The following is a 24,369-nucleotide window of genomic DNA, read 5'->3' on the forward strand; positions in this document are numbered from 1 at the left end:
AAAAATGTTAGTGTTTGGACAAAAAAATTGAACTCATGCTAAAATATAAAAATAAAAAAGACAGTAAAGGAATTATTTCCCTACTGTCTTTTATTTAGTGAATAGCCCGTTTCTTAAACCTTCCGCCACGTACTTCGGCAATATCAGCGACAGCTAGAAAAGCTGAGGCATCTATTTCCTCTACAATTTCCTTTAATTTCGCCTCTTCTAAGCGGGTTATTACACAAAATATAACCTTTTTATCATCACCTGAATAAGCACCTTCACCGTTCATGTACGTAACACCACGACCTAAACGGTTAAGGATTGCATCACCAATTTCCTTTGATTGATCACTGATAATCCATGCTGATTTTGATTCATCTAGCCCTGTTATCGTGATATCAATGGTTTTAAAAGCCACAAAGTAGGCAATAAGGGAGTACATAGCACGATCCGGTCCAAAGACAAAACCTGCACTACCTAAGATGAAAATATTGAAAAACATGATGATTTCACCTACAGAAAATGGCACCTGTTTGTTAAATAGAATGGCTAAAATTTCGGTTCCATCAAGAGATCCTCCATACCGAATGACAATCCCAACCCCAATACCTAATATGATTCCACCAAACACAGTCGCTAACAGTAAATCTTCTGTAAAAGCAGGTACTGGATGTAGTAGTGTTGTTGCAATAGACAAAACCGTAATGCCATAAACTGTTGAGATAGCAAAGGTTTTACCTATTTGTTTATAGCCTAGGTAGCAGAAAGGAAGGTTTAAAATAAATAAAAATAATCCTAATTGCCAGCCGGTTAAATAAGAAAGGATAATGGAGATCCCGACAATCCCGCCATCAATGACCTTATTTGGGACAAGAAAAATTTCAAGTCCGACTGCCATTAAAATAGCTCCAAGAGTGATCAAAATTCCTCTACTTATTATCTTAGCCTTTGACTTTTTCTTATGATGTGTTTTTTGAACACCGTTTATTGTTAAATCTGTCATTCATTACCTCCTACATATTTCTTATTATTTCTATTATATCGTGTTTTTCACTACAAAACGAATAACTTGCCTTTGTAGAACCAGTGTTTGCTAATAGAAAGGAAACTAGATATAGTAATTATATCTCTAAATATGTTATGCTATGACTAGGTACTAATAACTCGTGTTAATTTAGGAGGAAACAACTTTGAATTTATCGTTGCAAAATCGTACATATGTTGTAATGGGTGTTGCAAATAAGAGAAGTATTGCTTGGGGAATAGCTCGTTCACTGCATGACTCAGGTGCAAGACTAGTCTTCACATATGCTGGAGAACGTTTAGAAAAGAGTGTAAGAGAACTAGCTGAATCCTTAGAAGGAAGCGATTCACTCGTTTTACCTTGTGATGTAACAAATGATGATGATATCCTAAAATGCTTTGCTTCAATTAAAGAGCAAGTAGGTGTGATTCATGGGATCGCTCATTGTATAGCATTTGCGAATAAGGAAGAGCTAAGTGGGGACTATATGAACACGACTAGGGATGGTTTTATGCTAGCTCATAATATTAGCTCGTATTCGCTAACTGCCGTTGCCAAGGTTGCTAAGGATTTGATGACAGAAGGTGGAAGTATTGTTACTCTTACGTACCTAGGTGGAGAGCGTGTTGTGAATAATTACAATGTAATGGGTGTGGCAAAAGCGTCATTGGATGCTAGTGTTAAATATCTTGCTAATGACCTTGGCAAGCAAGGGATTCGTGTAAACTCCATTTCTGCTGGTCCTATTCGTACACTTTCAGCTAAAGGGGTTAGTGATTTCAATTCTATTCTAAAAGAAATTGAAGAGCGTTCACCTCTTCGCCGTCCAACGACTCAGGAAGAAGTTGGAGATACCGCTTTATTCCTATTTAGTGATTTATCTCGTGGTATTACAGGTGAGATGATACACGTAGATTCTGGGTATCATATTTTAGCAAATTAAATAAATAAAACGGAGAGTGTGCACAAGTGCATGCTCTTTTTTTTGTACTAATTAGAGGTTGTAACTTGTGCACCGAAATCCTGAATTTTGAGGTGAAGGTTAATTTTATGAAAGTAATATGAAATATCCATATTTACACCAATGGGTTTGTCCAATCAATAAGGTTCATTTTACATATAAATAGTAAGGTAAAAGATCTTACAATCAAATGAAAAGTAGTTGAACGACAATGTCAAACGGTTCTAACAACGGTTTCTTTAAGCTTCTAAAGGGTCTTACTAAAAAAATGACTCGTCTGCGAAAGAGGGTTCGAATACTTGAAAACCAAGGCAAACAATCAGCTCTACTTTTAAAGAAACAACGTCCAAAGCTAAAGTGTTTACGAGCTGAATTAGAAAGCATTGAAAAAGAAAGCCCACAAGCTAACCAGTTACTTGATTTCTTAAAGAGGATGCATTTTAAGCTCGACTTTGAAACATTAACGACAACCGTAACTTTTATAAATGAACTGTATGATAGTGAAGATGGAAATCCTTTCTCAATATTGAAGAAGTACAACCTTGATTTGGAGAAGGTCTCTAAATTAGTAGGGTTTATTCGACTCTTAAATGAGAATAAAGAAGATTAATTGAAGTTTTAGGATAGGAGATTGAATGTGTATAAGCATCAAAATGAGTTTTATGCCATCCAATCTCTAATCACTTACATACTATACATATAAAATAGGCACATTCCCTATATTACAAGCATACAATTAAGGTGAAGAATAAAAGGTAACGGAGGATGACTAACATGAAAGAAAACCAATCTGTGAAACAACGTCCCCTCATGTATATATCACAGCCCAATTTTCAACCGGCATTTGTGAATATGCAGCAGTCCATAATGGTGAAAAACGAACCCATTATAAGCAAAGCTGAGCAGCAGAAAGTTGAAACTGTTGAGATTGTTGAAAAGCCTTTACAGGAAGCAAAGGCTGAAGAAAAGAATCCCAAAAGAACAACACAAACAAGAAGAAAATTTCCGGAATTAACAGTCGCAGAGAAAGTCGATTTTTTTATCAATCTCCCTGTTAATGTTCCAAAAGCAACCTGTGAAATCACAACAGAATCAGAGAGTTACAGAGGGAGAATTATTTCTCACCTTGAAGGAATTGTAACTGTTCGAACACTAAAGGATCCGTTTAAGGTTGAGCTTTCTATTAAAGACATCAAGGGTATTAACATTATTAGTTTATAAAAAGAGTACGAAAAGGATACATCACTAATAACCGAGTGGTGTATTTTTATTTTAATTTACTAGATTTGGAGAGAATCCTAAGAGGATACAATTCTTATAGACCTAGATGTTTATAACGGCAATCAATAATAATGAATTATACACTTGGACTTATAAAACATATTACATCACGAGTGTTGATTATCCAAAAATATACATATTTATCCCTTGGGATTTTTTGCGTTTCATCAAAAAAACAGCCATTTCAGAACGCCAGTCAATAGGTAAGTTGTCTATTAATAGCTTTCTTTGAAAAGAGATAAACGATAATTTGGTGAATACTCGACCTTCAGCTGTCTTTGAATAGAGCCATTTTAATAGAACATAAGCCATTAAAGCGGCAAAGAGTTGATTAAAAACGGCATTTTCAGTCGTGCCAAATAAAACAGGGACATTTAAGTTCTTTTTAATCCATCGAAAGAGCGTTTCAATTCTCCATCTTGCTTTGTACATGTCTTCTTCATGAGGGCACCTCTTCTGTAGTTTGTTTGTCAGCAAACATCATTCTACAAGAAAGGTGTCCTTTTTGGTATTATTTTGTTGGAATTTATTGGTTAATCAACACTCATGATATTACATAATAGGAAGTTGCATTTTGAAATTGAATAGTAAATCTTGTGAATGTGAAGATTATATCTACCTTTTTTTATACTAATGTGTATTAGCCGTTCCGGTTCCTACCCTTGTTCGATATATATGTATCAAACAAGAAAGGAGAATGGTATGTGAAGAAAAAAAATGTTAAAAATAAAAAGCGTTGTCAGCATTGTGAAAAAGAAGAATATTACGGCAAAACAGAAAGATGCCATTGCTGTGAAAACAGAGATTATCACTACAAAGAAGAACTATATCAAAGTTATAAAAAGGAAGTTTGTCAGTGTAACAAGGAACGGTGTCAATGTTGTGACAATATAGTATGTAAGTGTAAGAAAAAGCGAGGTCCTAGAGGACCAAGAGGACCAGTAGGACCTAAAGGAGAAACAGGCTCAACTGGGAAAGACGGAAGAGACGGAAGAGACGGAAGAGATGGAGTAACCGGAGCGACAGGACCATCAGGCGTAACGGGACCAGCTGGGAAAGATGGAAGAGATGGAAAAGACGGAAAAGATGGTGCAACAGGTACAACAGGACCAGCCGGAGCAACAGGAGCAACAGGCCCAGCAGGAGCAACGGGTGCAACGGGCCCAGCAGGAGCAGATGGAGCAACGGGAGCAACGGGAGCAACAGGAGTAGCCGGAGCAACAGGAGCAACAGGAGCAACGGGAGCAACAGGAGCAATAGGCCCAGCAGGAGCAGATGGAGCGAAAGGAGCAACAGGCCCAGCCGGAGCAACAGGAGCAACAGGAGCAGATGGAGCAACAGGGGCAACAGGAGCAACGGGAGCAACAGGCCCAGCCGGAGCAACAGGAGCAACAGGAGCAGATGGAGCAACAGGCCCAGCCGGAGCAACAGGAGCAACAGGAGCAACAGGAGCGACAGGAGCAGATGGAGCAAAAGGAGCAACAGGAGTAGCCGGAGCAACAGGAGCGACAGGAGCAGATGGAGCAACAGGGGCAACAGGAGCAACGGGAGCAACAGGCCCAGCCGGGGCAACAGGAGCAACAGGAGCGACAGGAGCAGATGGAGCAACAGGGGCAACAGGAGCAACGGGAGCAACAGGCCCAGCCGGAGCAACAGGAGCAACAGGAGCAACAGGAGCGACAGGAGCAGATGGAGCAAAAGGAGCAACAGGAGTAGCCGGAGCAACAGGAGCGACAGGAGCAGATGGAGCAACAGGGGCAACAGGAGCAACGGGAGCAACAGGCCCAGCCGGAGCAACAGGAGCAACAGGAGCAGATGGAGCAACAGGCCCAGCCGGAGCAGATGGAGCAACAGGAGCAACAGGAGCAGATGGAGCAACAGGGGCAACAGGGGCAACAGGAGCAGACGGAGCAGACGGAGCAGACGGAGCAGACGGAGCAGACGGAGCAGATGGAGCAACAGGCGCAGCCGGAGCAACAGGAGCAACAGGCCCAGCCGGAGCAACAGGAGCAACGGGAGCAACAGGCCCAGCAGGAGCGACAGGAGCAGATGGAGCAACAGGCCCAGCCGGAGCAACGGGAGCAGATGGAGCAACAGGCCCAGCAGGAGCAGATGGAGCAACAGGCCCAGCCGGAGCAACAGGAGCAACGGGAGTAGCCGGAGCAACAGGCCCAGCAGGAGCAGACGGAGCAGCCGGAGCAACAGGAGCGACAGGAGCAGATGGAGCAACAGGGGCAACAGGAGCAACGGGAGTAGCCGGAGCAACAGGCCCAGCAGGAGCAGACGGAGCAACAGGCGCAGCCGGAGCAACAGGAGCGACAGGAGCAGATGGAGCAACAGGGGCAACAGGAGCAACGGGAGTAACCGGAGCAACAGGCCCAGCAGGAGCAGACGGAGCAGACGGAGCAACAGGAGCAACGGGAGTAGCCGGAGCAACAGGCCCAGCCGGAGCAACAGGGGCAACAGGAGCAACAGGCCCAGCAGGAGCAACGGGAGCAACGGGAGCAACAGGCCCAGCCGGAGCAGACGGAGCAACGGGGGCAACAGGAGCAACAGGCCCAGCAGGAGCGACAGGAGCAGATGGAGCAACAGGCCCAGCCGGAGCAACAGGAGCAACGGGAGCAACAGGAGCAACCGGAGCAACCGGTGCTAATGGTGGTTTATCTCAATACGCATATATATATAACCTAAGTCCTCAAACGGTAGCTGTAGAAGCACCTGTCCTTTTTGATTCAAATGGAATAACAACACCTGGCATTACTCATACCCCAGGAACTTCTCAAATTGTTGTTACTAGTCCAGGAGAATATGAGGTTACTTTCTCCGTATCGGGTGTAGAACCAAACCAATTCGCACTATTTTTAAATGGAGCAGAAGTAGCGGGAACAGTATACGGTTCAGGTGCAGGAACTCAGCAAAATAATGGTCAGGCTATTATTGCTATTGCTGCCGGTGACGTTCTTACTCTTCAAAATCATACTTCTGCTGCAGCCGTTACTCTACAAACGCTGGCAGGTGGAACACAAACAAACGTAAACGCTTCAATTGTCCTTAAAAAATTAAATTAGTTCGAGTGGATAGTAAGCTCTATCTAAATTAAAGTGAAACTGTAGTAGATTCCTAACTTTGGATGCAATTGTATGTACTGAATGGAGGAAATATGTCAGTCTTGAAAACTTGAGAGCCATATGACTAAGAGTTTTGATATTTATAACGTTTGTAAAAAAATCTCCTTCTAAGGGAGATTTTTTAATTGCAAGTTATAATTTAAGACTAGAGAAAGCTTATATAGTTTGATTAGCTCAACATTATTTCTTGCTTATTAACCTATCCTATTAATAAAGTTTTTAAAAAACTCCTCATTGTTCTTCACGGTTGTGTCATTCGGTCGAAATACTTTTGCATGAGTGTTATGTTCCAGAGACCTTTCAAGATCACCTAGTTCCCAATAACAAACACATAACTGAAGATGAGGATACCAGGTTGAATAGGCTTCCTGCTTAAATCCTTGATTGTCTTCTACATCACTATTAAGAGCTAATTTATACCAAATAATGGATTTTTTGTAACTTTTATTGGCCTTATAAAGGTCCCCTAATCGACAAGAAACTTCGGGACGTGGAATATCATACTTAATCGACAATACCAAAGCCTCTTTCTCTTTTTCTAAGTTTCCAAGATTTCTATAGCAGGCAGACATATTAATACAAGAGCGGATCTCATCTTCTATCCACCCTTTTCTGGTATCTAAGAATTTTTGATAATAATGTATTGCACTTTGAAACTGAGCATGATCTTTTAATTCGTTTGCATAATAAAATAAATCCCTCGGTGTAAATTGTTCTCCAAGACTTAGGCGACGTTTATAAATTTTCAGGTTACGATCGCTTTGAATAGTTTGGCTAGATTTATCTGATTTACGATGTGTTATGACAATATCAGCAGGTAATATATGACCACTCACTTCTAAATATTCGTGGACAGCACCTATCCATTTGAAATTTCTCTCTCTTTTAACTAAACGATTTCTTCTAAAACTAAAGGTCGGTTTTCCATATTCATCGAAATCGATTGCATAAATCATAGATACTGCATCAATCGAGTAATCCAGATTATTCTTTAGCGTTTTAAGATTCTCTTGGTCTCTTTCAAGTAATATGTCATCCCCATCTAACCATAATATATAATCCATTGTTGCGTGACTAAATGCTAAGTTTCTTGCAGCTGAAAAGTCATCAATCCATTCAAAATTGATAATTTTATTAGTGAATTGCTTCGCTATTTCTTTTGTCTTGTCTGTTGATCCTGTATCGACAATTATTATTTCATCGCAAATCTCTTTTACACTATTTAAACATTGATAAAGTACCTCTTCTTCATTTTTTACTATCATACAAAGACTAATAGTGTTCATATTATCACCATCAAATCGTTAATTTTATAGGCTGTTTCATGAGTGGAAATAAGTTTTCACCTTACCTACCATTCATATTTAGTAGCAAAATAAAAAAGATAGAGAAGCAGATGAAATTTCTGTCCACTCTATCTCTTCATACCCTTGATAAAATGTTAAGCATTTTATCAGAAATCACATAGTTTTAGTATTAACAGTAAGTTGAAAATACTATTAATTCAATTAAGAATGATGTTTCTTTCTACGACGGCCATTGTTATTGTTATCGTCATTGTTGTCATCGTTGTCTTCTACACCAGCAACGCTATTGTTGTTGTTCATTGGAAAAAAATCAACTACTAATCTTGGATCTAAACATTGAATCGCACAGAAGCAGCTTAAGTCTACTTCAATACAGAAGTCTGTTTTAACTAGATTCTCAACATCACAAATGTCATCCTTACAATTGAAATCTGTACCAATGGGTCTTAGTAAAGAAAGTGTTGCACAGCAATCACCATTTACGTTTTCTACACGGAAGAATGGAGTCTTGAAGCAATCTCCCCCTCTAAGTTCTCCAACGTTTCCAAATGCTTTGAATAACTCACCCTTTTTTGTGTAAAGAAGGAAAGGAATGGTGTCACCTACAAAGTTTGCTGGAGATAAAAGGTTTGAAAAACAGCTTGTAGGACATGGATCTTCTACGGCATCTTGAAGGTCTTTAATGTTTTGAACAGCTTCGCAAACACAGTTTCTTCCGAAGTCATCCTTAGAGCAGTCATCTTTATGTTTTTTCATTATGAATTTGCCTCCCGAAGTTTTTTATGACCTGATTAGTCTCTACTATCATATAAGGGGACAAAGTCACATGTTCCATAGGTGAATGACCAAATTTGTATGTAAATGAAAGAGCTCGGTGAAAACCCGAGCTCTTTATCATTAGCGCTTTACTTTATGTTGACCCATAAAGTTTGCTACTAGGTCTGGGCTTAAGCATTGGATTGCGCAGAAGCAATCTAAGTCTACTTCGATACAGTTTTGTGTTCTGAATAATTGTTCAGTATTGCAAATTAGTTGAGCAACGTCAACATTGCAATCTGGCTCATCATTAGACTCAAGAAGTTCTAATGTTGCACAACAGCCATCAAGTGCTCTTACACGGAAGAAAGGTGTTTGGAAAGAGTTTAAGCCTGGGTTTAAGTTTCCGAAAGCAGTAAATGGCTTCCCTTTTTTCGTGTACAGAATAAAAGGAATCGTATCTCTACCTGGTGACACCGCTGGGCTTAAAAGATTACTGAAACAGCTTGTAGGACATTGATCTTCTACAGCTTCTTGAGCGTCTAGGATTGCTTGGACTGCATCACATACGCAGTTATTTCCACTGTTACAACTCATGAATATTCATCTCCTTAAAATTTGTTTTTTTGACGTATCGTCCCTACTAAAGTATGGAAATATGACATTTTGGTGTGGGAGGGTGTCCTTAGTCTTTAAAAATGGGCCATTAATTTAAAAACAAGCAAACCCAAGTACCAAATGGAGGCAATTGTCTAACTTTTTCATATTGATAATGGAAGGGAGGATTCAATATGAAGGAGTCAATTAAGCTAGATGAATATATTCAAAGAAGAATGTGGGAAGAACGTGAAAAGCTTGTAGATCGAAAGCAGGAAATGAGCTATAGCTTAGGAGAGGAAGAAGAGGGCTTCTCGTCCCCAGTAAGCTCAACTTCATTAGAAGAAAACCGCTTATTGACGGAATATATGGAGCAAAAAAACCTATTTAATGTCTCCAATGCTGATCCTAAACGGAAAAAACGATTAATGTTGGGTAAATTTTTTAAGATGAAGCGGAATCAAGAGGTCCTGGTTAAATTAATGAAGAAGGAGTCACTTTTAACTCTAAAAGGAAAAGTGACAGCTGTTGGTAGAGACTTTGTCATGTTAACAGATCTAAAAAAGCGTATGTGGATTCCGTATTCTACAATTGAATCAGCAAATATTCCGACGGGTGTTCCTACGTTTTCAAACACCCATCAGCATTTTTTATATGACAATGATATGAGAACGAAGCTCGTTCAAAGCTTCGGAAATACAGTATACAAGAAGGACGCGTTGAAGCAGTTATTTTATGAAGAGACGTTGAGGACTAATTTAAATACTTGGAGGGAATCGTGGGTCGAGTTGACGTATGGTAACCAAACAGTGGTTGGGAAAATACTTGAGGTAAACAGTAAAACCATCCAACTAAAGCAACTACGAAACAAAGTGGAAATACCTATTAAGGAAGTGACATTTGTTAAAACCATTCGTTTCACTCAAGTTGTTACAAAAATTGTGAATTGGGCATTTAAAATCTAATGTGAATAGTCTAATTGTTTATACACATTTTAGTAGGGTGAATATGCTAGGTATATAGTTACATGTACCAAATACTTTTTCAGGGAGGCAACTTCATGAGTCAATCACAGGACCCACTATATCGAGACTTACTTGAAATGCTTGGGAAGCAGATATTAGTTATCACAGAATCGAGTCAATTAAACTTATTAGGGCAAACCTTTCGTCCAATCTTTTGTGGAACAATTGTTGAGGTTGAGCTAGGACATGTGACATTGTTTCCAGTCACTATCAAAATGGTAAATGCACCATTTTTTGAATTTCCTACACCTTTAAGTATTCCATTCGAAAAAATAAATAACTTAACGACAGATTTTGATTGTAATATGATTTTCCCATTAACATAAAGGAGGCTAGAAACCATGTTAAATAATCAATCTGGATCAGTACCTGTGGATATCAATGCTATCCATGACACAGCACTTATTGAACATTTTCAAGATGGGATTGGTCATAAGGTTTTCTTACTCACCCCTGCTTTTCCGTATTTATTTATTGGTTTAATAAAGTTGGTTGTTGATGACTTTGTTGTCCTTGATGTCGAGACTACTCATTATGCTCAACTAGAAAACAGAGATTGGCACATTCATATCCACTCAATTGAAGTCTTTTATATTGAACGTCCAGGTGAGCCGCAGATCCCAGTGTTACGAGATTGATAGAAAGGAGGTCACGAGATGAAGCGCAGCTATCATGTAGTTGCCATTCCGATCCGGATTGTCCTCAATAATTTTGGTGATCATGATCCGAACGGGAATATGTATGTTTTAAAAGAAAACGAGAGTAAAGTCAAAAAACTTGTCAAGAAGAATCCATTTACTCCTGTAGAACTCGTTCAGCCTTTAATAATACGTGCAAATGCTGGAGATACGGTGGACATCTTATTTGAAAATAAACTTCCGTTTGCTACCAGTATGCATTTTCAAGAGGCGGACTATGATGTTCTAACTTCAGATGGTGCAGATGTAGGTTTTAATAAAGATACAACCGTTCCAACAGGAGGAAGAATATTATATCGTTTAAAAACAACTATTGAAGGTATTTATTATATTTCAGATCTTGGAAATCCTTCAAGTAGTGAAAACGGGTCTAATATACACGGCTTATGGGGAGCTCTATTTGTTGAGAAGAGAGGTTCATGGTGGACAGATCCGGTTACCGGAGGAGAGTTAAATAGTGGTGTATATGCGGATGTTCATAACCCATTACTGCCTTCATTCCGAGAATACGCTTGGATTTTCCTGGATGAACTAGAAGCTGATGATCTAACAGGGAACCGTCCACTTGATCCGACAACTGGTCAAGAGTCGGAGTCTGTTCATGCGGTTAACTATCGGTATGAACCATTAAGAAACCGAAAACGACTTATAGACGAAGGGGTCGTCTGTCCAGATTGTGAAGGGGAAGAGGTTCACCACGATTCTTGGGTATTCGGAGATCCGGCTACACCGATTCTAAAAGGGTATTTGGGAGATCCAGCCCAAATTCGTCTCATTCATGGTGGGGTAAAAGAAACACATGTGTTCCACTATCATGTTCACCAATGGGCAAGAGATCCTCAAAACGTGAATTCTGAGCTATTTGATTCTCAAGCAACTAGTCCACAGTCTCATTATAATATTCAGCCTTTTTACGGATTAGGAAGCTTGCAAGGTTCATACGGAGATGCAATCATTCACTGTCACTTATATCCTCATTTTGAAGCGGGTATGTGGGGAATAAACCGAGTATTTGATACGTTGCAGGATGGTAGCGGGTGCTACCCGAATGGTGTCCCTATTGCAGCACTAAAGCCATTACCAGATCGGCCTGCCCCTCCAAGACCAACAAAAGAGCGCCCAGGGTTTCCAAACTTTATACCTGGAAAAGTGGGGTGTAAAGCCCCAAGACCGCCGCTAGGAATTATTGGTGGAAGAGAATCAACTGAGCTTGAAGTAAATGCCTTTGTACCAAATGCAAGGCCTGGTGCAGTATTCGCAGATCCTTGTTTACAAAATCCAAATATTAGAGAGTTCAATGTTTCACTTATAGAACTTCCCCTTGTGTATAACAGGCAGGGGTGGAATGATCCAAAAGGACGGATATTAATTTTAGATGAAGACATTGAAGATGTTTGTTCCGGAAGAAAGATGCCAGAACCATTGGTATTCCATGCACAAGCAAATACGTGTTTACGAATTAACTATACAAACCGAGTCCCACATATTCTAGATGGAGATGCCTTCCAGTTAGTAACAAGAACATATGAAACGGGTATGCATATTCACTTCGTAAAATTTGATGTACTTGTCAATGACGGCGCAAATGTAGGATGGAACTATGATTCTAGTGTCTTACCTGGTGAGACCATTCGATATGAATATTTTGCAGATGTAGAATTAAAGGCATGGTTTATTCATGATCATTTGTTTGCGACATCTCACCAACAGCATGGTTGCTTCGCATCAGGAGTCATTCATCCGAGATTTACAGACTTAATTGATTCTGTGACAGGTCTAGAGACAAAACGAGGAACACAAATTACAGCTATTAACCCAATAATTCCAAATTACCGCGACTTTTCCCTATTTGCTCAAGACTTCGCCCTGTTGTTTACGAAGGATGGGAAACCTATTCAAGCACCAGAATATCCAGGCTCTCAGGACGATCCAGGGGTGTTTGGCGTTAATTATAAAAATGAACCACTTCAATTTAGACTTGGTGAGGATAAGGATCCAGCCTATTCATTTAGTTCCTTTGTCAAAGGAGACCCAGTTACTCCTATTTTTAAAGCATACGAAGGAGACCCAATCCGTATACGCCTTCTTCAAGGTGCTCAAGAAGAGTCACACAGCTTTAATTTACACGGTTTAAAGTGGTTATCTGAAAGAAAAGATTTGGATTCCGAATTAAAAGCTCAGCAACATATCGGAATCTCTGAATCATTCACCTTAGAGACCTATATCCCAAGAGCAGGAGATTATCTGTGGACTTTTGAGGATGAAGAGGATTTATGGAATGGACTTTGGGGATTAATCCGGGCTTATGATGAAGAAGTAACAGATCTCATTCCATTGCCAGACCGTCCATTGCCACCTATACGAACGAAAGCATTACCTGAAGGAACAGGGAAACCACCTGCTATGCCTTTATCTCCTGTTAGCGTTGCACCTCCAGGAAGTCCAATCAAACGCTTTGATATAGTAGCATTTCAAACTAAAATCGTCTTTAACCCGGCCTTTGGTGAACATGATCCGTTTGGCATAATATTTGCCCTTAGAGAAGAAATGGACGATATCTTATATGGTAATAAAAACCCAGAACCATTAGTGATTCGTGGAAATGTTGGAGACGAAATACTTGTTACACTAACGAGTATGCTAGAATTCGATCGCTTTGAATTTAAAGATGGAATCTACCCATATCCACAGGTAAAAGAGCAAGCCTTTTATCCCCCTTCTGTCAGAATCTCTCTTCACCCGAAGCTCTTGGATTATGATGTGAAAACATCTGGAGGGCAGACAATTGGCTTTAACCCAGACCAAACGGTTGGACCAGGAGAATCCATTACGTACAGCTGGTTTGTCGATGTAGCGGTTGGATCATGTCCAATGTGGGATATGGCAGACATTCGAAATCATCGTTCACAGGGAGCATTTGGTGCCTTTATAGCGGAGCCAAGAGGAACGGAATATCTTGATCCTTACACATTAGAGCCTGTAAGTTCAGGAGCAAACGTTATCCTCTTTAACCCATTCCTACCGAATATTCGTGAGTTTGTTCTGCTTATGCAAGACGGGGTTCGGTTGTTTGATAAGGCTGGGCAAGTCATCATTGACCCGACAGATGGCATATTGTTAGCTCCAGAAGGTGAAGTGGAAGAGGTTGACACGTACGATCAGGGATCGAGAGGCTTTAACTATCGAACGGAACGTCTCATCAACCGATATAACGACGTCCCGGATTTAAGTAAATTATTTAGCTCTGAGGTACATGGTGATCCTGCAACACCTGTGTTTGAAGCCTATGTTGGGGATCCGGTTATCATTCGATTAGTCCAACCAGCCGAGCGAAGACGTGCTCATACCTTCCATCTTCATGGACATTATTGGAGATTTGATAATAAAGACTTGAATTCCAGAATTGAATCCTTTGTAGGATTTAGTGTAATTGGGGAAGCAAGGGATTTAGAGCTAATCGGTGGAGCAGGAGGGTTCTATGGATTCCCAGGTGACTATATGTATCGCTCCGGTAACATTCTATGGGATATAGAACAAGGGATGTGGGGAATTATGCGAGTTCATGGTAAGCCTCGTCCACATCTTCCACCATTGGAATTTTAGTTTATAAGGGGGGGAGAAATCCCCCTCAGTTTATTAATATCAGAATTTATATGTTTCTTAACTAGGGAAATGATCTAGCTCCAGCGTCTAGCCCGCCTGAGGTCAAATAACCTGAATCAAATAAAAGGGAAGATCACCCTTTTCTTCGCTATTAGAACATTTGCTATGCCAGAGGCTAAACAAAGCGCTTGCGCTTTTCTAAAAAGGTGGTGACAAAACATGTCAATAAAACAAGGTTGTGAAGATTTTCGTTGCCCGGAATTTGTTCCGGCGAATGCTCCAGATGATTTTTGTATTCCCGAGCAATGCTGCCCGGAACGAATAAAAACACCAAAGTATCCATCAGCTAACAGCTGCTTACCTCTTGAAGAGTTAGAGGTTCTTGATAGAAAAATAGATAAGGCTAATAAACGATTGCTAGATCTAGCTCTATCAGAGGAAAGAACATCAGATGAGGTCTTTCAAGCTGCATTTGATGGATTAGTCGGACAATATGTAAAAGTGGTACTAGTCTGCTTGGGAATACAGAATCCAGTTCGAAACATTTTTACAAGGGGACGTGTATGTTTAGTTGGTTTTGATTTCGTTGTTTTACGAAGAGGAAAAAGAGAGATTATCGTTCCTTTCGAGAAAATTCAATTTATAAGACTCGATAATCGCTTTGCTGAACCAGATGAAAAAAGAAGATTACAAGATATTGATCCTTGCTTTAGAAGAGAGCTAACCTATAATTTTGGAGCAGTCGTCTCTTCTTCTCCAGAGCTCATCCAATTATTTTATAGACTAAGACTTAAAATCTACCTTCTACTACTTGTAGGGGAAAAAGTTAGGGTTGTTATGGAAGGAATACAAATGAGAGGTACAATTAATGAGGTTCATGAAGAATCCCTAACGCTTAAAATGAAAGGGAAGAAACGTGAAATTCCTTTTGAAAAAGTGTGTAAAATGGTGATTGCTACTAGACCTCCTTTAGCTAAAAAGAGGTAAAGAATAAAAAAACTTGTGTAGTGATTTACACAAGTTTTTTAGTGAGAAAAAAACCAAGAGAACAAATGCTACTGTTTTCTTAGTCTGTAAACTCTTCAATATTCATAATTTGGGTAAATGGGATAATCATATATTTATAGTCATGTTTGGAGGAGCGTTTCTTTTTAGAAGGTATAGTAGATTTAACGGAAAGAAGGGTATCATTTTCCATCTTAGGGATTACAACTTCATTCCTCGGATCTATTACATGCGTCTTAAAGGATGGATACACTGGAGTCATTTGGATATATTTCTTAAATTTTTTTTCCTTATTGAGAGAGTATACTCTATTTTTCTTTTCTGAACCTATAGCAACATTAGTGATTTCATTTATAGGAGGAGCAGTTGGAACCATTTGAATCAAGTGCTTATATCGCTTAAAAAGATTTTCCTTTGAAAGTGAGAAATTATTTTTATTCTTTTTTTGGAATAAACCGTTTTTAAAATGAAGATCAACAGTTGGAAAAACTGGAATTAGATGTTGATATCTTTTAAGATTTTTAACTCTTTGCATTGAACGATCCCTTTTTGCGGTCGTTTCTACTTTGCCTTCTGCTCTCTTTTCGATTGAATGCTTTTCAGAGAAGCTCAATTTTATCTTACATACTTCAACACTACAAAGATCTCGAGCATTTAAAGTGATTCTTTCAACTACAGTCATATTTGGATAGTCTTTATTAATTGGTAATGCAAAGATACAGTGATTTTCTAGATCAATATGCTTGATCTGAAAACAATTAGTTTGAAATGGCTTTTTTTCGATATTCCCATATACTTGGAGAGCAGAACCGTCTGTGAGATTAAATGTAAAACCAAGTAGGAAGTTAGGCTTACAAACAAAATTTTCAAGCCTTCTTTGAGCTTTCATTACTTTTTCTATTTGATGAATAAGGCAATCCATATGTTTTTTTGCACCACCTTTCATAGTATATGTAAACCGTCAGAAGAGCTATCTAAAGACGGCTGATTAGAGTATTAGTGTTTATGATGACAGTCACAGAAGAAGTCGTGGTCACATTTATCTTCTATTTCAACAAAACTTATACCTGCAAAGGGAATAATCATTGCTTTTAAGTGACAGTTCTTCTTTTTCTTTCTTCTTCTGCGTTTAGGCTTTTTTTCAACTACAGCTTCTTCTGCTTCTACAAGTTCTGCTTCTAAAACTTTAATAACCTTAACTTCGACAAAATCAGTTCCTACATAACAAAGCTTTGCCTTGATTTTCTTTCCACTCTCTAATTCCATCACGACGACACAGCCAATTAGCTGTCGCATACGGAAGTTTAGTCCGCCTTGAAGACCACCTAAACGAAGTCGAAAGTCGTCGTCGCAAATAAAGCGATCACAAATATCTTTGCGGCCATGGTGACCATTGTAACCATGATAGCCATGATGGTGTTCGAATTGATCATGATGTCCAAAAGAATTATGGTGGTGATTTCTAACATCACAGTGTCCATGATGATCATAGTGATGATCGCGTTTAACATTTCCACATGAATGACAATTATGACTCATTCTAGAGTTCCTCCTTAGTTACATAAAGATTATGACACTTTTTTGACCTGAACCATTGTCATTTGGGTGAATTTGAATGCCTTTTCCATGATTATGTTCAGAATGATGATGCTGATGATGAACTCGATCATGACATAAAGTATCTATTAAAGAACCACCATGTCTTTTAGGAAGTGGGTTAAGCACTCGGTGTGTGCCATGATGATGATGCCTGATTGGTGTTCGAGTGACTTCACACAAGTTATTTCTTGTCCGTTTGTCATAATTTGAGTGGGTATCACAGGTACAAAATTGGTTCCTTTGATTATCATGATGATGCTGATGACTGTGGTGGCTAAGATTGCAGCTACACTTTTGTTGTGAATAATAATGTAATGACATTCTGATAAGTCCTCCTATCATTGACATACTATAGTTTATGGTTTTTCAAGTATATGGAAAGGTACACATGCCCTTGATTGACAGAAAATAATTAGAATTATCCTCTAATTAATCCAACCTAAAGGAAGAGAGAACAAAAATCTGTTCACTCTCAATCATCTTTAATAATATCCGTGACAACTCTGCTTAAAACAATCAGGCTTCCAATAGTCATGACGGAAATCACATACAGGACGACAACGATCACATTCACAGAATGAGTGACATCGGAAATTACAATAGGATTTTGGACGGCAGCAAAGAGATTTACAACAAGGATCATGGTGATGTTTCTTGCATTTTTTCTTCTTTTTGCTCATACTTTCACCTCTTTTCGTGGCTAGATACACTATTTTATGTGAAGAAAAATAAACGGACAGGTACGTGTATCCAACTGCTTTAAAATATTTCTCACCATAGAGGATAGATTGATTGTTCTGGCAGCATACACCAATTTCTTGGAATGTAATACGATAGAATGAAGCGTTAATAGGTAATTTGGACGGGTGAAGGTGAATTGTCGTAATAAGGAGAGATATGCAAGATGACCATTATAGGCATGCTCTATCGACGGAAGGACCCTGATACAGTAAGGAAGGCGTATGCTTGCGCAGCAGTAGCAAAAATGGAAGGTTCTATGTTTTATTACTTTACATTAAATAATGTAAAGCTTGATCCTGAGTACATTATTGGTCATATTCATGAAAATGGAGAATGGATTGAAAGGCATTTTCCTTTTCCAGATGTCATTTATAATGCTTGTTCCCCAAGAAATCGGTCTGAAAGGAAAATCTACCGAGAACTAAAAAAGAAGATTCCCTTTACAAGTCATCCAATTGGAAATAAGTTTTCCGTTTATAAAAGAATGCAAAATTCCGGGAAATTTGAAGACGTACTAATCCCTTCTCATGAAGTAAGTAAGGGTCATGAGGTTATGGAATATATTTTCGAATATGAAAGTGTTGTTATTAAACCTAAAAAAGGCAGTAAAGGTAAGGAAATCATGTTTGTAGAACAGAAGCCTGAGAGTTTACTACTAACAGAGAATAGTAAAACAGAAGAAGTCAGTATAGAGGAAGCAAACAAAAGAATTCAAAAGAGGCTTTCAACGCGGTCCTATATTTTACAGCCCTATATACATTGTAAAACAAAGAATGGTAACCCCTTCGATTTTCGAATCCACATTCAGAAAAATGGAACGGGAGTGTGGAGTATAAATGAAATTTATCCTAGAATCGGTAAAAGAGAGGGCATTGTAAGTAATATTCATAGTGGAGGGTACCGTACAAGCTTATTTGATTTTTTAAAAGAGGAATATCCAATCACCTACCAAAGGATATATAGAAGCTTAGAAAGTCTAGCGCTAGAATTTCCAATGAATTTCGAAAAATTATATGAATGCCAGTTTGATGAACTAGGAATTGACGTTGGATTACAGAATGGAAATCAGTTAAAGCTGTTTGAAGTGAATTGGAGACCTGGTTGCAGAAATCGTGAGCTTGAAACAGCTAAATATTTGATTGATTATGCTATGTATTTAGCGAAAAACAAAATCTAGGCTAAGAAGTCACTGGTCGAATGCCCAATGCATATGTTATATAAGGATGCTTTTTACGGGGGAATTTGAAATGAGTGGCGGCAAACACTTATGCACCATACTAACTGAAACCAAAAACCTACAAGACACCTTTTATGATTTTATGTCTTCTTATTTTAGAACAATGCTCCCTGGCAAAATGGGGGAGGATACAATCCCATTCTTATTACTAACAGAAGGGGATTCAGGATCGTTTTTTGAAGGATTAGGTTTTATATATAGTTCAAGAGGACACAGGGTTCTTGGCTTTAAGACGGTGTTTTTTCGAATAGAGGATGTTAACGCTCAGGGGTGCTGCTTAACGGTTAGTTTCTTACTTCCGTTAGATATAGATGGTGAAATCGCTTCTTGCATAAGTGAAGTGTACCGTTTGGAAAGAACTCGTTGTTGCTTAACCCTAAATATCGAAAAATTTTGCGGAATTCAATTTGCAGATCCTCGTTTGGTGAACCGAAAGCTTCCTGTGGTTGAGCCGAAGTGGTGAAGATTAGTAAAAGAAAAAGGGTATGATTTTTTTAGATCATTACCCTTTTTATTTGTATCTAACTACAATACACTATCTCAAAAAGTAGGTGACAGAGTTGAATGCATTTGTTTTTATTGAAACAAACAAATCAGGCTCTAGTCGGGACGCGATAAAAGCAGCTGAGAGGCTAGGGTATTATACAATTCTTTTTACAAGCCGTAAAAAGTTACTTCATCAGCGTATTGAGTTTTATGATGTGCATGAGATGATCTATATAAATACATTGGACGAGGAAGAAATGATTGCTCGACTTTATCGTCTTGAGAGTCAAGGGAAAATAGTCCGTGGAATACTGAGTTTTGTTGATCCATTTGTTCACATTGCCACCAAGCTTTCTACCCGATTTGAAATAGAGGGATTTACTGCTTCCGCTATAGAGATCATGGAGGATAAAGTTCTAACTCGAATGGCATTGAAGGACTGTGATGAGAGTCTTCATTTTGAGATTTATTCAAATGAAGGATTACTTGAAACGTTCTTAGACAATTCAAAGCTCGAGCTACCGGTTATTGTAAAATCACCAATTTCCACTGGTTCAAAGGATGTTATCCTTGCTGAAACACGAACTGAATTAAAAGCTGCCATTCTATCATTGGTAAATAATGGTAATAACCGAGAGCTCTTACTTGAGGAATATATTGATGGGCCACAATGGCTAGTTGAGACTGTCATACTAAACGGTGAAGTAGAAATAGTCGCGGTAATTGAGCAAGAGGTTACAAAAGGTGAGAGGTTTATTATTACAGGCTATTATGTCATTCCGAAGCTAGAAATGGAATTTCTCTCTGATCTAAAAGAGGCTTTAACCTCAATCATTACTACTCTAGGTATGAAAAAGGGAACCTGTCATTTTGAACTCAGACAAAAGCACGGACATTGGAAATTAATTGAAGTGAATCCTCGGATTTCTGGTGGAGCCATGAATTCAATGATATATCACAGCTTTGGGATTAACTTAGTAGAAGAAACCATCAAGATATACCTTGGACTTCCATTCTCTCTAGAACGTAAATCGGAGAAGTACGTATACACTCATTATATCACCTCCAGCTCAAAAGGTAGATTGATCAAGGTTGTTGGAAAAAGCCGTGCATTAAGCTTTGAAGGTATTAAAGAAGTCTATATTAAACCTCGAAAAGGAATGTTTATCGCACCTCCAGTTTCAATGGGGCAACGGTATGGCTATGTTATGGCTTCAGCTGATTCTAAAGCTGAAGCTGGGATACTAACACTCTCGGCCGCAAGGGAAATCAAGTTTTATATTGAGGAACAGGAGTGACATTACGTGACTACTATCGGGATGCTCCACTTTCGTAAACATCCTAGTACAGTTATAAAGGCTTATGCCTATGCTGCAGCAGCAAAAATGGAAGGAATTGAATTTTTTTATTTTTCATTTGGAAAGGTTAATACCGAGTCAAAAAAAATAGAAGGCTACAAATATGAGAATGGAAGTTGGATCCTTGGCACCTTTTCATACCCAGATGTCATTTACAATGCAGGTGGTGCAGACAGTGAGCTACAATCAGAGGTAGATCGTTTATTAAGAGAATGGGTACCTTTTACGAGTTTTTCAATCGGCAATAAGATGAGTGTGTATAAGCGTATAAAAAAAGGCAAAGACTTCCTACACTATTTAATCCCAACGGAGTCGGTGTCTGCATTGCGAACCATAACGAAGTTTTTCGAAAGATATGACAAGATTGTCATGAAGCCTGTTTCAGGTAGAAAAGGTGAGAATATTGTTCTTTTCGAAAAGCTTACTAGTCAAGAATACCGAATATTGGTAAGGAGAAAGGAAATATTCCTAAACGCCAAACAATTTGGGCAGTATGTGATGGATCTATTGCTAATAAATAAGTGGGTCGTACAGCCTTATATTAAATCTGTGACCAAAGACGGTAATCCATTTGACTTTCGTTTACATGTTCAAAAAGATGGATTTGGAGAATGGGTCATCACCTCCATTTATCCAAGGGTTACAGTAAAGGGAATTGTATCGAATATAAGTAGTGGTGGTTATACCAATATAGTCGAAGATTTCTTGCGAATTGAATATGATGATGACTATTTTAATATGAAACGATATTTAGAGCATTTTGCCTTAAGCTTTGCTACTCACTTTGATAAATTGTATGAAAAGCCTCTTGATGAATTAGGGATCGATGTTGGAATTGATGAAAACCGAAAAGCATGGATTTATGAAGTGAATTGGAGACCAGGAACCCCTCCGACCTACAGTCTAGAACTAGATGTTGCTCGAAATATGATACAATATGCTGTGTTTCTAGCAGGTGTAAAGACGAACGAAAAATGATATATTTAATTGTTTATTCGGATTTTTTGTGTTACAATTAGTTTTATAAACAATAATTAAAATATTTTTATGGGACGTGTATTGAATCTAGCGCAAGCACCCAGCCCACCTGAGGTCAAATAACCTCAAGCTAAAAAGGCATAAAGCGCCTTTATGTCTTGAAAACATTTGCTATTCCTGAGGCTAAAAGGGGCGCTTTCGCTTTTTGTATAAACCCGCAGTAACTGACGACAATGTGGAAGAGACCACGAGGGAGCTGCGCCAGAGGGTAGAGCCGGTCGTCTGGGCAGAGGTAAGGGATTTCCTTGCCTTTTACCATTTTAAGGGGGCAGGAGGGTGCAATGAATACGACATTCATTTTAGACGGAATTGAAGTATCTGAACATATTAAAAAAAATTTACATGACCGAGTAATGAAGCTAAAGGAAAACGGGATTACTCCATGTTTAGCCACGATATTAGTAGGGGACGATCCATCTTCAGCTACATATGTAAGAATGAAAGGGAACACTTGCGAAAAATTAGGCATCGTTTCAAAGCGGATACATTTACCAATAGAAACAACAACTGAGGAATTGGTACAGTGCATTGAAGAGCTAAATCTTGATGTTAACGTTGATGGAATATTGCTACAGCATCCGGTACCACCTCAAATTGACGAACGTACAGCATTCGAAGCAATTGATCTGAGAAAGGATGTTGACGGTGTAACGAGCTATGGATTCGGTCAACTTGCCTTTGGCTTTGGGAAGTATCCTTGCTGCACTCCAGCAGCTATTATGACGATCCTCGATTACTATAATATTCAAATTGAAGGTAAGCATGCTGTAGTTGTTGGGAGAAGTCCGATCCTTGGAAAGCCTGCTTCCATTATGTTATTAAATCGTGATGCAACTGTCACGACCTGTCATTCGAAAACACAAAACCTTGTTGAAATCGTAAAGCAAGCTGATATTATAGTCGCAGCAGTTGGAAGACCGAACTTTATACAAGGAGATTGGATAAAGGAAGGGGCTGTGATATTGGATGCCGGTTATAATGAAGGTAATATTGGGGATGTGGATTATGAGGCTTGTTTTGAGAAAGCAAGTGCCATTACTCCAGTACCTGGGGGAGTAGGACCAGTCACAATCTCAATGCTACTTAAGCATACGGTTGATTCAGCAGAACTGAGAGCGAAAAAGTAAAAGATATACATCTGATGAATTGTAGGATTTTGTCGAAACGCTTACATAAAGTATCTCCTGATTCGAATAATAGTAAAAAAGCGTGTTGATTAGGAGAGTTTTATGAAGGCTTGGATCCTGCTGCAAATACCAACCTATCATGACATTCAAGATGCCCTGAGAAAACTAAGTGATCTCACTATTGAGCATTGGAAGCATGATGATCTCTTTTCACCTACTTGGTGGGTGTTACTAATGGCAACGATTTTACCTTATATCTTATGGTGGAAAATTGTTGATAAAAGCAGATTCTTTGAGATCTTTTCGTTCGGTTTCTTCTATTAGTATGATCGCAACCATAACAGATGTAATTGGGGTAGACCTCTAACTATAGGGGTATCCTGATAAGTTATTTTCGATGATACCACCACTTTTCCCAGCCGATCTTGTCATCATCCCAGTGTCGTGTATGATTCTCTATCAATATTTTAACTCGTGGAAATCCTATCTAATTGCTTCCATCATCGCTTCTTTGTTTTTTGCCTAGTTGTTAAATCTATTTTCGATTACTTTGGCATGTTCTCATTAGACAATTGGACACATAGCTACTCATTTATAGGTTTTATTTTTTTCTTTGTATGCAATAGATTGGTTTTTTATTTTATTCATAAAGGCTTGAAAAGATAGGGAGACAGAAACTTTGTCTTTCTGTCTTTTTTTATTTTTTAGGGAACCAAACATGTACTAGCTGAATAGTTTATAAATGATCATGGTATCAGATAGTTCTATGTGGGCATGAAGTTGTATAAACTTTACCATTCAGTTTGACCTGAAAAGGAGTGCGGTATGGTGACATTGTTACATTTTTTTCTTTTAAGCTTGGCAAGCTTCCGATTAACTCGATTGATCGTATTTGACAACATAACAACATTTCTTCGAAAACCGTTTCATGAAGAAATCACGGAAACACAAGAGGATGGGAGTTCTTCTACTTATATCGTCATAAAAGGAAAAGGAATACAGAAGTGGTTTGGTGAGCTTTTAAACTGTTACTGGTGTACAGGGATTTGGTGTGCAGCTTTTTTATATGTAGCTTGGTTTCTTTGGCCAACGGGGACAGAACCATTAATCATGATTCTTGCTATCGCCGGGTGTGCTGCAATCATTGAAACGATTGTTCTAAAATTGTCTGATGACGAGTAATGGCAGAACAAAAGCCTGTTTTGGTAATGTTTCGTAACGACAAAATGATCACAAGCATATGATATTAAAGGTTTGATACTACTATTAGGGGGAAGTAAAATGCAGAAAAAACAAACCTCCACAAATGTTAAACAAGCTCCTTTAGCAAATACCGAGCAAAAAGTAAAGAAAAAAGGGTGCGGCTGTGGTAGAAAGAGACGAGAGCAACAACAATAAGAAAACAGGTTCATT

24 protein-coding genes, 1 pseudogene and 1 riboswitch are annotated in these 24,369 nt (G+C 38.8%); of the genes and pseudogenes, 16 read left to right on the forward strand and 9 right to left on the reverse strand.

What is annotated here, in order from left to right; all coding sequences use genetic code 11:
* Positions 1-94 precede the first annotated feature (94 nt).
* The gene (locus ACOI1C_RS08150; protein WP_422509760.1) at positions 95-988 is read right to left on the reverse strand and encodes a YitT family protein; all 894 of its coding nucleotides are present in this window, start codon (positions 986-988) and stop codon (positions 95-97) included.
* Between the two features lie 187 nt (positions 989-1,175).
* Between ACOI1C_RS08150 and fabI the strand changes: the two genes are divergently transcribed.
* The 3 genes from fabI to ACOI1C_RS08165 all read left to right on the forward strand — a co-directional run bounded on the left by fabI (position 1,176) and on the right by ACOI1C_RS08165 (position 3,191).
* Positions 1,176-1,952 (forward strand): enoyl-ACP reductase FabI, encoded by a 777-nt coding sequence (fabI, locus tag ACOI1C_RS08155; protein WP_422509762.1) that lies wholly within the window; start codon positions 1,176-1,178, stop codon positions 1,950-1,952.
* Positions 1,953-2,181: 229 nt separating this feature from the next.
* A complete protein-coding gene (locus ACOI1C_RS08160; RefSeq protein ID WP_422509764.1) occupies positions 2,182-2,580 on the forward strand; it encodes a hypothetical protein in 399 nt (132 codons plus the stop codon).
* Positions 2,581-2,744: 164 nt separating this feature from the next.
* Positions 2,745-3,191 (forward strand): CotO family spore coat protein, encoded by a 447-nt coding sequence (locus ACOI1C_RS08165; protein ID WP_422509766.1) that lies wholly within the window; start codon positions 2,745-2,747, stop codon positions 3,189-3,191.
* Positions 3,192-3,371: 180 nt separating this feature from the next.
* On the opposite strand, the gene ACOI1C_RS08170 is transcribed toward ACOI1C_RS08165, so the two are convergent.
* Positions 3,372-3,728 (reverse strand): transposase, encoded by a 357-nt coding sequence (locus ACOI1C_RS08170; RefSeq protein ID WP_422509768.1) that lies wholly within the window; start codon positions 3,726-3,728, stop codon positions 3,372-3,374.
* 227 nt (positions 3,729-3,955) lie between these two features.
* On the opposite strand from ACOI1C_RS08170, the gene ACOI1C_RS08175 reads away from it, so the two are divergent.
* On the forward strand, positions 3,956-6,319 hold the full coding sequence (locus ACOI1C_RS08175) for a BclA C-terminal domain-containing protein (RefSeq protein WP_422509770.1): 2,364 nt from the start codon (positions 3,956-3,958) through the stop codon (positions 6,317-6,319).
* A 254-nt stretch (positions 6,320-6,573) separates the two neighbouring features.
* Here ACOI1C_RS08175 and ACOI1C_RS08180 read toward each other — a convergent pair whose 3' ends face one another.
* From ACOI1C_RS08180 to ACOI1C_RS08190, 3 genes and pseudogenes are all read right to left on the reverse strand, one after another.
* Positions 6,574-7,665: a glycosyltransferase gene (locus ACOI1C_RS08180; protein WP_422509772.1), complete on the reverse strand. Its 1,092-nt coding sequence runs from the start codon at positions 7,663-7,665 to the stop codon at positions 6,574-6,576.
* Positions 7,666-8,001: 336 nt separating this feature from the next.
* Positions 8,002-8,442 (reverse strand): annotated as a pseudogene (locus ACOI1C_RS08185) (CotY/CotZ family spore coat protein); the annotation flags it as partial.
* A 141-nt stretch (positions 8,443-8,583) separates the two neighbouring features.
* Positions 8,584-9,039, reverse strand: a complete 456-nt coding sequence (locus ACOI1C_RS08190) for a CotY/CotZ family spore coat protein (RefSeq protein WP_422509774.1) — start codon at positions 9,037-9,039, stop codon at positions 8,584-8,586.
* Between the two features lie 194 nt (positions 9,040-9,233).
* On the opposite strand from ACOI1C_RS08190, the gene ACOI1C_RS08195 reads away from it, so the two are divergent.
* The 5 genes from ACOI1C_RS08195 (at position 9,234) to ACOI1C_RS08215 (ending at position 15,352) form a co-directional block, all read left to right on the forward strand.
* Complete coding sequence (locus ACOI1C_RS08195; RefSeq protein WP_422509776.1) at positions 9,234-10,004, forward strand: hypothetical protein; 771 nt, start codon at positions 9,234-9,236, stop codon at positions 10,002-10,004.
* Between the two features lie 95 nt (positions 10,005-10,099).
* Positions 10,100-10,390, forward strand: a complete 291-nt coding sequence (locus ACOI1C_RS08200; RefSeq protein WP_422509778.1) for a hypothetical protein — start codon at positions 10,100-10,102, stop codon at positions 10,388-10,390.
* A gap of 15 nt (positions 10,391-10,405) precedes the next feature.
* A complete protein-coding gene (locus ACOI1C_RS08205; RefSeq protein WP_422509780.1) occupies positions 10,406-10,702 on the forward strand; it encodes a hypothetical protein in 297 nt (98 codons plus the stop codon).
* Between the two features lie 18 nt (positions 10,703-10,720).
* The gene (locus ACOI1C_RS08210; RefSeq protein ID WP_422509782.1) at positions 10,721-14,365 is read left to right on the forward strand and encodes a copper oxidase; all 3,645 of its coding nucleotides are present in this window, start codon (positions 10,721-10,723) and stop codon (positions 14,363-14,365) included.
* Positions 14,366-14,584: 219 nt separating this feature from the next.
* A complete protein-coding gene (locus ACOI1C_RS08215; RefSeq protein ID WP_422509784.1) occupies positions 14,585-15,352 on the forward strand; it encodes a hypothetical protein in 768 nt (255 codons plus the stop codon).
* Positions 15,353-15,431: 79 nt separating this feature from the next.
* Here ACOI1C_RS08215 and ACOI1C_RS08220 read toward each other — a convergent pair whose 3' ends face one another.
* From ACOI1C_RS08220 to ACOI1C_RS08235, 4 genes are all read right to left on the reverse strand, one after another.
* Positions 15,432-16,316, reverse strand: coding sequence for a hypothetical protein (locus ACOI1C_RS08220; protein ID WP_422509786.1), 885 nt, complete (start codon positions 16,314-16,316; stop codon positions 15,432-15,434).
* Positions 16,317-16,366: 50 nt separating this feature from the next.
* Entirely contained in the window at positions 16,367-16,909 is a 543-nt protein-coding gene (locus ACOI1C_RS08225) for a hypothetical protein (RefSeq protein ID WP_422509788.1), read from the reverse strand.
* An 18-nt stretch (positions 16,910-16,927) separates the two neighbouring features.
* On the reverse strand, positions 16,928-17,290 hold the full coding sequence (locus ACOI1C_RS08230) for a hypothetical protein (RefSeq protein WP_422509790.1): 363 nt from the start codon (positions 17,288-17,290) through the stop codon (positions 16,928-16,930).
* A 151-nt stretch (positions 17,291-17,441) separates the two neighbouring features.
* Positions 17,442-17,612 (reverse strand): hypothetical protein, encoded by a 171-nt coding sequence (locus ACOI1C_RS08235; RefSeq protein ID WP_422509791.1) that lies wholly within the window; start codon positions 17,610-17,612, stop codon positions 17,442-17,444.
* 261 nt (positions 17,613-17,873) lie between these two features.
* On the opposite strand from ACOI1C_RS08235, the gene ACOI1C_RS08240 reads away from it, so the two are divergent.
* From ACOI1C_RS08240 to ACOI1C_RS08270, 7 genes are all read left to right on the forward strand, one after another.
* On the forward strand, positions 17,874-18,887 hold the full coding sequence (locus tag ACOI1C_RS08240) for a YheC/YheD family protein (RefSeq protein ID WP_422509793.1): 1,014 nt from the start codon (positions 17,874-17,876) through the stop codon (positions 18,885-18,887).
* 70 nt (positions 18,888-18,957) lie between these two features.
* Complete coding sequence (locus ACOI1C_RS08245; protein WP_422509795.1) at positions 18,958-19,410, forward strand: CotY/CotZ family spore coat protein; 453 nt, start codon at positions 18,958-18,960, stop codon at positions 19,408-19,410.
* 97 nt (positions 19,411-19,507) lie between these two features.
* Entirely contained in the window at positions 19,508-20,731 is a 1,224-nt protein-coding gene (locus ACOI1C_RS08250) for an ATP-grasp domain-containing protein (protein WP_422509797.1), read from the forward strand.
* Positions 20,732-20,737: 6 nt separating this feature from the next.
* Entirely contained in the window at positions 20,738-21,769 is a 1,032-nt protein-coding gene (locus ACOI1C_RS08255; protein WP_422509799.1) for a YheC/YheD family protein, read from the forward strand.
* A gap of 210 nt (positions 21,770-21,979) precedes the next feature.
* Positions 21,980-22,064, forward strand: a riboswitch (ZMP/ZTP riboswitch).
* A gap of 46 nt (positions 22,065-22,110) precedes the next feature.
* Positions 22,111-22,956, forward strand: coding sequence for a bifunctional 5,10-methylenetetrahydrofolate dehydrogenase/5,10-methenyltetrahydrofolate cyclohydrolase (locus tag ACOI1C_RS08260; RefSeq protein WP_422509801.1), 846 nt, complete (start codon positions 22,111-22,113; stop codon positions 22,954-22,956).
* A 102-nt stretch (positions 22,957-23,058) separates the two neighbouring features.
* Entirely contained in the window at positions 23,059-23,280 is a 222-nt protein-coding gene (locus ACOI1C_RS08265) for a hypothetical protein (RefSeq protein WP_422509803.1), read from the forward strand.
* Positions 23,281-23,781: 501 nt separating this feature from the next.
* The gene (locus tag ACOI1C_RS08270; protein ID WP_422509805.1) at positions 23,782-24,138 is read left to right on the forward strand and encodes a DUF1360 domain-containing protein; all 357 of its coding nucleotides are present in this window, start codon (positions 23,782-23,784) and stop codon (positions 24,136-24,138) included.
* Positions 24,139-24,369: the final 231 nt, after the last annotated feature.

The sequence above is a fragment of the Bacillus sp. DJP31 genome, from assembly GCF_049310945.1.
Classification (GTDB): domain Bacteria; phylum Bacillota; class Bacilli; order Bacillales; family SA4; genus Bacillus_BS.

Coding starts and splice junctions, on each gene's coding strand:
- ACOI1C_RS08150 (WP_422509760.1), bottom strand. CDS start 988: ATGACAGATTTAACAATAAACGGTGTTCAAAAAACACATCATAAGAAA.
- ACOI1C_RS08160 (WP_422509764.1), top strand. CDS start 2,182: ATGTCAAACGGTTCTAACAACGGTTTCTTTAAGCTTCTAAAGGGTCTT.
- ACOI1C_RS08165 (WP_422509766.1), top strand. CDS start 2,745: ATGAAAGAAAACCAATCTGTGAAACAACGTCCCCTCATGTATATATCA.
- ACOI1C_RS08180 (WP_422509772.1), bottom strand. CDS start 7,665: ATGAACACTATTAGTCTTTGTATGATAGTAAAAAATGAAGAAGAGGTA.
- ACOI1C_RS08190 (WP_422509774.1), bottom strand. CDS start 9,039: ATGAGTTGTAACAGTGGAAATAACTGCGTATGTGATGCAGTCCAAGCA.
- ACOI1C_RS08195 (WP_422509776.1), top strand. CDS start 9,234: ATGAAGGAGTCAATTAAGCTAGATGAATATATTCAAAGAAGAATGTGG.
- ACOI1C_RS08200 (WP_422509778.1), top strand. CDS start 10,100: ATGAGTCAATCACAGGACCCACTATATCGAGACTTACTTGAAATGCTT.
- ACOI1C_RS08205 (WP_422509780.1), top strand. CDS start 10,406: ATGTTAAATAATCAATCTGGATCAGTACCTGTGGATATCAATGCTATC.
- ACOI1C_RS08210 (WP_422509782.1), top strand. CDS start 10,721: ATGAAGCGCAGCTATCATGTAGTTGCCATTCCGATCCGGATTGTCCTC.
- ACOI1C_RS08215 (WP_422509784.1), top strand. CDS start 14,585: ATGTCAATAAAACAAGGTTGTGAAGATTTTCGTTGCCCGGAATTTGTT.
- ACOI1C_RS08220 (WP_422509786.1), bottom strand. CDS start 16,316: ATGAAAGGTGGTGCAAAAAAACATATGGATTGCCTTATTCATCAAATA.
- ACOI1C_RS08225 (WP_422509788.1), bottom strand. CDS start 16,909: ATGAGTCATAATTGTCATTCATGTGGAAATGTTAAACGCGATCATCAC.
- ACOI1C_RS08230 (WP_422509790.1), bottom strand. CDS start 17,290: ATGTCATTACATTATTATTCACAACAAAAGTGTAGCTGCAATCTTAGC.
- ACOI1C_RS08235 (WP_422509791.1), bottom strand. CDS start 17,612: ATGATCCTTGTTGTAAATCTCTTTGCTGCCGTCCAAAATCCTATTGTA.
- ACOI1C_RS08240 (WP_422509793.1), top strand. CDS start 17,874: ATGACCATTATAGGCATGCTCTATCGACGGAAGGACCCTGATACAGTA.
- ACOI1C_RS08245 (WP_422509795.1), top strand. CDS start 18,958: ATGAGTGGCGGCAAACACTTATGCACCATACTAACTGAAACCAAAAAC.
- ACOI1C_RS08260 (WP_422509801.1), top strand. CDS start 22,111: ATGAATACGACATTCATTTTAGACGGAATTGAAGTATCTGAACATATT.
- ACOI1C_RS08265 (WP_422509803.1), top strand. CDS start 23,059: ATGAAGGCTTGGATCCTGCTGCAAATACCAACCTATCATGACATTCAA.
- ACOI1C_RS08270 (WP_422509805.1), top strand. CDS start 23,782: ATGGTGACATTGTTACATTTTTTTCTTTTAAGCTTGGCAAGCTTCCGA.